The sequence below is a fragment of the Mannheimia kashgarensis genome, from assembly GCF_041807705.1.
Lineage (GTDB): Bacteria > Pseudomonadota > Gammaproteobacteria > Enterobacterales > Pasteurellaceae > Mannheimia.
In genome coordinates this window covers 1-7,836 of record NZ_JBGTYY010000011.1, presented here as the reverse complement: position 1 = coordinate 7,836, position 7,836 = coordinate 1, and the positions used below count along the sequence as shown (strand labels likewise).

General features: G+C 38.1%; 7 protein-coding genes and 2 pseudogenes. 7 read left to right on the top strand and 2 right to left on the bottom strand.

What is annotated here, in order from left to right; genetic code table 11:
* The 3 genes from ACERCF_RS06280 to parE form a co-directional block, all read left to right on the top strand.
* A partial coding sequence (locus tag ACERCF_RS06280; RefSeq protein WP_373625008.1) for a ComF family protein occupies positions 1-710 on the top strand: 710 nt, incomplete at its 5' end.
* Positions 707-1,459 (top strand): hypothetical protein, encoded by a 753-nt coding sequence (locus ACERCF_RS06275; protein WP_373625007.1) that lies wholly within the window; start codon positions 707-709, stop codon positions 1,457-1,459. The genes ACERCF_RS06280 and ACERCF_RS06275, both read left to right, overlap by 4 nt.
* 110 nt (positions 1,460-1,569) lie before the next feature.
* Positions 1,570-3,483, top strand: a complete 1,914-nt coding sequence (parE, locus tag ACERCF_RS06270; RefSeq protein ID WP_373625006.1) for a DNA topoisomerase IV subunit B — start codon at positions 1,570-1,572, stop codon at positions 3,481-3,483.
* A 143-nt stretch (positions 3,484-3,626) separates the two neighbouring features.
* Here the strand turns inward: parE and plsY are convergent, their stop codons facing one another.
* The gene (gene plsY / locus ACERCF_RS06265; protein ID WP_373611049.1) at positions 3,627-4,232 is read right to left on the bottom strand and encodes a glycerol-3-phosphate 1-O-acyltransferase PlsY; all 606 of its coding nucleotides are present in this window, start codon (positions 4,230-4,232) and stop codon (positions 3,627-3,629) included.
* Positions 4,233-4,302: 70 nt separating this feature from the next.
* Here plsY and folB point away from each other — a divergent pair, with 70 nt between their 5' ends.
* From folB to ACERCF_RS06245, 4 genes and pseudogenes are all read left to right on the top strand, one after another.
* Entirely contained in the window at positions 4,303-4,659 is a 357-nt protein-coding gene (gene folB, locus ACERCF_RS06260) for a dihydroneopterin aldolase (RefSeq protein ID WP_373625005.1), read from the top strand.
* On the top strand, positions 4,656-5,558 hold the full coding sequence (locus ACERCF_RS06255) for a DMT family transporter (RefSeq protein WP_373625004.1): 903 nt from the start codon (positions 4,656-4,658) through the stop codon (positions 5,556-5,558). Before folB ends, ACERCF_RS06255 begins: the two co-directional genes overlap by 4 nt.
* A 14-nt stretch (positions 5,559-5,572) precedes the next feature.
* Positions 5,573-6,472, top strand: coding sequence for a cytidine deaminase (cdd, locus tag ACERCF_RS06250; protein ID WP_373625003.1), 900 nt, complete (start codon positions 5,573-5,575; stop codon positions 6,470-6,472).
* Positions 6,473-6,647: 175 nt separating this feature from the next.
* Positions 6,648-7,721, top strand: a pseudogene (locus ACERCF_RS06245) (DASS family sodium-coupled anion symporter); the annotation flags it as partial.
* 18 nt (positions 7,722-7,739) lie between these two features.
* Here the strand turns inward: ACERCF_RS06245 and ACERCF_RS06240 are convergent.
* Positions 7,740-7,836: pseudogene (locus ACERCF_RS06240) on the bottom strand (IS1595 family transposase); the annotation flags it as partial.

The following is a 7,836-nucleotide window of genomic DNA, read 5'->3' as shown; positions in this document are numbered from 1 at the left end:
TCAATCAATCAATCAATCAATCAATCAATCAATCAATCAATCAATCAATCAATCAATCAATCAATCAATCAATCAATCAATCAATCAATCAATCAATCAATCAATCAATCAATCAATCAATCAATTTAATTGATTTGAATAGTAATTTTCATAGTTGGAAAGCTGGAATTGCATTAGCAGTACATACAACTAATAGTACGATTGATTCATCGGGGCATTTCCATAATACTTATTCAAAAATTGGAGATTCCCTCCATAAATTAAAATATAAATCAGATTACTCACAATTAGATTTCCTTGCTAATGCATTCTGCTCCGCTATAAATATTTGGTGGGCAACCAAAAATCGAAATATAGATGTTATTATCCCAGCACCATTTTCAAAGTTAAGAGAAATTCAACCTGTTTATGAATTAGCTAAATTAGTTAGTAAGAAAATAGGTACTCCTGTAGACTTGGATTTTATTCGCAAAATTAAAGAAACAGAGCAACTAAAAAGTATTCAAGATCTAGAAGAAAGAAGAAGTATATTAAAAGGGGCATTTTCTATCCGAGATTCTCAGATATATAGAAGTAAAAATATCCTAATACTTGATGATCTTTTTAGATCAGGTGGTACATTAAATGAAATATCGGAATTGCTTTATAGAGAAGCTGCTGTAAAAGATGTATATATTATGACATTAACTAAAACGAGAGTTAATAAATGATGGAAAAAGTATTTATATCTGGGTCGATTAGTATTAAAGACTTACCACCAAAGGTTGAGAAGCGTTTAGATAATATGGTAAATAAATTCCATATATTAGTAGGAGATGCAGAAGGTGTTGATAGTGCAGTTCAGAATTATTTTTCAAACAAAGGTTATTATAATTTAACAGTTTATTCTATTACAGAAAAAGCAAGGCATAAAAAATCAGATAAGTTTTCTTTAAAGACGATAGATGTAGAAATAGCTTCTTCTAGTGAGAGAGAAAAACAAAGAGAAAAAGATAAAGCAATGACTTTTGATAGTAATTATTGCTTTATTATTTGGGATCAAAAAAGTTTAGGCAGTTTCTATAATATTATAAGAGCGTTAGAGCAGAATAAGCCCGTACTAGTATATTCTACTCGTAGTGGTGATTTTATTGAAAAGCATAAAGTAACCATACCAGAAATTTCTTATATGTACTACGATTTGAATGGCTATTCTGGTCAAGAAATAATTGAAATATTAGGAAGTGATATTACTTTTAAAAATACTAGGGAGATGAATAAATATTTACGAGAACATAAAATTCTTGAAAAAAAACAAGATATTGAGGTTCCTGGCAAGGGATATGAAGAGCTGTTTATAAATAATAGTTACAAAGGGAAATCTTCAGGGCTTAAGTATAGTATGAAATTTACAGAATGGATTGTTGAGAAACTTAAACAAGAAAATAAAGCACAAGATGGATTTGATTTTGGACAATAACTATGATTTATTGCCCTACAAACGGTCATTTTTCCACAAATTTTTGCAAAATAGGCTAAATTTTCTTAAAATTCAGCCTTATTTTATTTTGTAGCCTAAGAGAAAAAATAATGTCAGAAAAACGCTATGGGGCGGATGAAATTACCGTTCTGAAAGATCTTGAACCTGTGCAGCTTCGTCCGGGAATGTACACCGATACCACACGCCCAAACCATTTAGGGCAGGAGGTAATTGATAATAGTGTGGACGAGGCGTTGTCGGGCTATGCAGATAAAATTGATGTTATTCTTCACACCGATAATTCATTAGAAGTGGTGGATAACGGGCGAGGAATGCCTGTGGATATTCACTCAACGGAGAAAATTTCAGGCATTGAGCTTATCTTAACGAAACTGCACGCTGGCGGTAAATTCTCGAATAAAAACTATACGTTCTCGGGCGGTTTGCACGGGGTAGGGATTTCAGTGGTAAACGCTCTCTCTGAGCGTGTTGAAATTCAGATTAAACGTGGAGGTGAGATTTATTCTATTGCTTTTGCTAATGGTGTAAAAGTCGAAGAGCTAACGGTTATCGGCACTTGCCCGAAAAAACAGACAGGCACAACTGTTCGTTTTTATCCAAATCCGAAATATTTTGATAGCCCACGTTTTTCAGTCAGCCGTTTACGCCACTTATTGCGTGCAAAAGCGGTACTTTGCCCGAAATTAACTATCAACTTCATTGATAAAATCAACAATACCGAAGAAACTTGGTACTACGAAGATGGTTTATCTGATTATTTAACCGAAGCCTTAAATGGCTATGAAACCGTGCCAAATCCACCATTTATTGGTGATGTAACCGCTGAAACGGAAGCGGTAAGTTGGGCTTTAACGTGGTTGCCTGAAGGCGGCGAGTTAGTAGCGGAAAGCTATGTAAACTTAATCCCAACCGCACAAGGTGGTACGCACGTTAATGGCTTGCGTAACGGTTTATTAAAAGCGATGGTAGAGTTCTGCGAAATTCATAATTTATTGCCGAAAGGCATTAAATTAACTGCTGATGATGTCTGGAATCGCTGTGCTTATGTGCTTTCGCTCAAAATTCAAGAGCCACAATTTGCAGGGCAGACGAAAGAGCGTTTATCTTCTCGCCAAGCCTCAAGCTATGTAGATAATACATTAAAAGATGCCTTTAGTTTATGGTTAAACCAAAACGTGCAAACGGGTAAACTGATTGCGGAAATGGCGATTAGTTCTGCTCAAAGTCGTATGCGTGCGGCGAAAAAAGTGGTGCGTAAAAAATTAGTCAGCGGACCAGCCTTACCAGGTAAATTAGCAGATTGTACCGCTCAAGATTTAAGCCGTACTGAGCTGTTTTTAGTGGAAGGGGATTCTGCTGGCGGTTCAGCAAAACAGGCTCGTGATAAAGAGTATCAAGCTATTCTCCCTCTGCGTGGTAAAATTTTAAACACTTGGGAGGTTTCATCAGACCAAGTATTGGCTTCGCAAGAAGTTCACGATATTGCGATTGCATTGGGTATTGATCCTGATAGTGATAATTTAGAAGAGTTACGTTACGGTAAGGTCTGTATTCTTGCCGATGCGGATTCTGACGGTTTACACATTGCTACATTACTTTGTGCCTTGTTCCTTCGCCATTTCCCGCAATTAGTAAAAAACGGACACGTTTATGTGGCAATGCCACCGCTTTATCGTATCGATATCGGTAAAGATGAGGTGCATTATGCCTTAGATGAGGCAGAAAAAGAGGCGATTTTGGCTCGCCTTGCCAAGAAAAAAGGCAAGCCGAATGTACAACGTTTTAAAGGCTTAGGCGAAATGAACCCAAGCCAGTTGCGTGAAACCACGATGGATCCAAGCACTCGCCGTTTAGTGCAATTAACCTTTGATGAAAGCGTTGATGTGGAAGAAGGCGAAATTAGCACCTTTGAAATTATGGATATGCTACTCGGTAAAAAACGAGCGGAAGATCGCAAGCAATGGTTGCAAAATCGAGGCGATGAAGCGGATTTAGCAGTGTAATAAGCGGTTGGATTTTTGTAATAATTTGCAAAATAAATGTAGGGGCAGGTCCTGTGCCCGCCCGAGAATATTTACGGACAGGTACAGGACCTGCCCCTACGAATAAAACAAAACAGGCACCATTAAATGATGCCTGTTTCTTTTTATGCTTTCTTTTTCTTCAATTTATCCCACACTTTATCTTCTTGCCCTCGCCATAAACGCTGAATGTTGTCGTGATGGCGGTAAACCAATAAACAGCAAACTAAGGCAACCGGGAAAGTAAATTGTGGCTCAAACCACCAAATATAAAACGGCACTATTAGAGCAGTCAGTACGGCACTTAAAGACGAATAGCCCGAAATCAAAAACACCAAAAGCCAAGTGCCAATCGCCCCGCCGGCTACCACAAAACTTAATGCAGAAATTGCCCCAAATGCGGTAGCAACACCTTTTCCACCTTTAAATTGAAAGAAAACAGGGAAGATATGCCCCAAACACACCGCTAATGCGATAAAGCCTAATTCGGAAGGCGATAAGCCAAAATAAATTCCCATCGCAACAGGCAATGTGCCTTTTAAAATATCGAATAGCAACACCCCCAATGCAGCACTTTTTCCGCCAATGCGTAGCACATTGGTTGCCCCAGCGTTGTGTGAGCCAACTTCTCGTGGGTCTGGCAAGCCGGCAAGTTTGCAGAAAATCACTGCACTTGAAATTGAGCCTAGCAAATAGGCAATCAAGATCAATAAATAGGGAATTAAAGTCATAAATTTTCCTGATTAAATTTATCTTGTGCTATATTTTACAGAAATTCGCAAAATAAAACAGGACGAAACAATGAGCGATAAAGTTTTTATTCGAGAGCTGACCACTTTCGCTTCTATCGGGGCTTACGATTGGGAGCATACCATCAAACAACGTTTGGTATTTAATATTGATATGGAGTGGGATTTCGCCAAAGCTGCTGAAACTGACGATGTGCAGTATTGCCTAAATTATGCGGAAGTGTCGGAAAAAGTCATTCATTTTGTTGAGTCGCAACCTTTCAAATTAGTGGAAACCGTTGCTCATCAACTGGCTGAATTATTGCAAAAAGAGTATCAACTTACTTGGATTCGCATTGAGCTGCATAAACCAAAGGCGGTAGCTCAAGCAAGTAGTGTGGGGGTGATTGTGGAGCGAGGTCATCAATGACTTCATCATCACTGAAATTCGGCTATTTCAGTTTAATTATCGCAACCCTTTTTTGGGGTGGAAATTTTGTATTAGGCAAAGTGTTAAGTGGCTCAATTCAGCCCATCACTTTAACTTATTTACGCTGGCTTCCTGCATTTTTAATTTTAGCGTTGATCTTTTTTCGTCCAACACTAGGGGCGATACCTTTATTAAAATCTCGTTTAGGTGTGATGTGGGTGTTAGGGTTACTTGGCGTTATTTTATTTCCGGCTACTTTATACGAAGGCTTAAAAACCACAACCGCACTTAATGCCAGCCTCTATTTAGCCATTTCGCCCGTGTTGGTACTGTTTTTAAATCGACTTGCTTTCAAAGAGAAAATCAGCTCAATTATTTTAACGGGGGCAATCATTAGCTTGTTCGGCGTAGTTTGGCTTTTAATGCAAGGGGAGCTTTCTCGCTTATTTAGCCTTTCAATTAATAAAGGCGATTTATGGGCCATAGCTTCTACGGTAAGTTGGGCGGTTTATTGCTGTGTGATTCGATTACGTCCGCAAGGCATAAGTAATACGGTGTTTCTTACCGTGTTGGTTGGTTTAGCGGTTATTACTCTAACGCCTTTCTTTATTTATGAGTATGTAACAGAATCTGCAAAAAATTTAGCAAATTTGACCGCTTTACAATGGAATGGTATAGGCTATTTAGTTATCGGGCCGTCTATTCTCTCTTATGCTTTTTGGAATTTTGGCATTGCGATAGTTGGTTCAGCCAAAGGGACAGTAATGACAAACTTTACGCCACTATTTGCCGCTATTTTTAGCATTACTTTATTAAATGAAGTGGTGCATACTTACCATATTATTAGTGCTGTACTGATTACGGCAGGCATACTGATTTGTAGCTATAAAAAACATTAACCGGAGGTTGTAATATGTTTCGTACAGAAATTTCAGAACGTTTTGAACAATTAATGGCGGAGAAAAAGTGTGAAATCACAAAAACCGTGATTGAACAACTTATCAAGCAAGATTTTCACGGGCAGTTATCTTATGAGGTTGTTGATGAACTGTGCGGACAATTCAAACGTTCTCGCATTGAATTAGCTCTATTTTGCATTTCAATTGCCGCTTGCTATGCGGTTACGCCCGTTTCTCATTTTAATGTAGGGGCGGTTGCAATTGGAAAACGAGGGGATTTCTATTTCGGAGCGAACCAAGAGTTTTCTGGAGAAAGTATGCAACAATCGGTTCACGCTGAGCAGAGTGCGATTTCTCACGCTTGGCTTGCAGGCGAAACCTTAATTACTGATGTAGTGGTTAATTACACCCCTTGCGGACATTGCCGTCAATTTATGAATGAACTTAATGGAGCAGAAAATCTAAAAGTCCATTTACCACATAGCCAAGACAATTTATTACATAGCTACTTGCCAGATAGTTTCGGGCCAAAAGATTTAGGCATTGAAAAAGTCTTGTTTGACAACCAGCCGCAGCAGTTTGAGGTTACAGGCGATAAATTACAACAAGCCGCTATTGTTGCCGCAAATACCTCTTACGCCCCTTATAGCAAAGCCTTTAGCGGAATCGCATTGCAAGTGGGCGAGCGTATTATTTTTGGAAAATATGCCGAAAATGCGGCGTTCAATCCAACTTTTTTACCATTACAAAGTGCGTTGAATTATCGGCTATTTTTAGGATTAGCCGATGTGCCTATTGAGCGAATGGTATTAGCCGAAGCAGAAGGAGCATTGAGTAGTAGAGCGATGACAAAAGCCCTAGCGAAATCCTTATTAGACTTAGATGTTGAATATGTTCCATTGCAAGCGGTCTGATTTTGAGAAAATTTTGCAATTATAATGACACTTTCGAAAGCGGGCAGAAATACTCGCTTTTTTATTCTCAATCTTTTTGACTTAACTCATATTTTTATTCGCTTTTATCGCAGAGCATTCTAATTTAGTTAAGATACAACCATTTAGGTATTACTAGAGTTTTTAAGGACATTCAATGGAGAATAATGCACTTATTTTAGAACAAAAGAAAAAAAATCGCCGAGATATAGCAATTTTTTTAGCGGATGTTGTTTTGTTCTTTACCTTACTCAAGGTCCTGCCTTTTGAGCCTGAGCCAACTAAAGGATTAGCTATTTTAGCTTTCGTGGCTATTTTATGGCTCACGGAAGCAGTTCACGTTACTATTACTGCTCTTTTTGTGCCTGTGTTAGCAATTGCATTAGGGGTAGTTACTTCAAAAGAAGCATTAAGTGCCTTTGCTGATCCAACCATTTTTTTATTCTTTGGTAGTTTTGCATTGGCTGCAGCATTGCATATCCAAAAAATTGATAAAATGATTGCGAATAAAATTATGGCGCTGGCAAAGGGGAAACTATTTATTGCGGTACTCTATTTATTTGCCGTGACTGCTTATTTATCAATGTGGATGAGTAATACTGCAACTGCAGCAATGATGTTACCCCTTGCATTAGGTATTCTTAGTAAAATGGACAGAGAATCGGAACGTAATACTTATACTTTCGTCTTACTTGGGATTGCGTATAGTGCAAGTATCGGCGGAATGGGGACGTTAGTCGGGAGCCCACCAAATGCGATTGCTGCCTCTCAGTTACACCTTACATTTTCTGATTGGTACCGGTTATGTTGATTATTTTACCCTTGGTAATTTTTATTTTATATCTCACTTTCAAGCCTAGATTTAACCAAGATTTTGAGTTTGGGTTTGAACAAATTAACTTTAATAGACAACGCATTATTACGCTGGGTATTTTTATTTTCATTGCGTGCTGCTGGATGCTAAGTAGTGTAATTAATCCTCTTATCTCAAGTTTTTTAGGCTTAAAAGCTAATATTGGCAACTTTGATAGTATTATCGCACTCGTTGCTTCCTTGTTACTCTGTGTCACAAAAGTGGTAAGTTGGCAACAAATTCAAGAAAATACAGAATGGGGAATACTATTTCTCTTTGGTGGAGGACTAACACTTAAGTGTCGTACTTAGTCATACAGGGGCGAGCCGAATTATGGCGGAAGGCATTATTTCTTTAATTGAAGGCAAACATTATTTTAGGGGCTGTCCTAGATAACTAACCTAAACCCCCTTTAACCAATTGTTTTAAAAGGAATATTTGAGATTTTAAGTCACTGTGATTAAAACGCCATTCGCATTCTTTCAAATATAGC

What these genes read in the sequence shown, in the direction of transcription:
- folB (WP_373625005.1), top strand. Translation starts at nt 4,303, where the DNA reads ATGAGCGATAAAGTTTTTATTCGAGAGCTGACCACTTTCGCTTCTATC.
- ACERCF_RS06255 (WP_373625004.1), top strand. Translation starts at nt 4,656, where the DNA reads ATGACTTCATCATCACTGAAATTCGGCTATTTCAGTTTAATTATCGCA.
- ACERCF_RS06275 (WP_373625007.1), top strand. Translation starts at nt 707, where the DNA reads ATGATGGAAAAAGTATTTATATCTGGGTCGATTAGTATTAAAGACTTA.
- plsY (WP_373611049.1), bottom strand. Translation starts at nt 4,232, where the DNA reads ATGACTTTAATTCCCTATTTATTGATCTTGATTGCCTATTTGCTAGGC.
- parE (WP_373625006.1), top strand. Translation starts at nt 1,570, where the DNA reads ATGTCAGAAAAACGCTATGGGGCGGATGAAATTACCGTTCTGAAAGAT.
- cdd (WP_373625003.1), top strand. Translation starts at nt 5,573, where the DNA reads ATGTTTCGTACAGAAATTTCAGAACGTTTTGAACAATTAATGGCGGAG.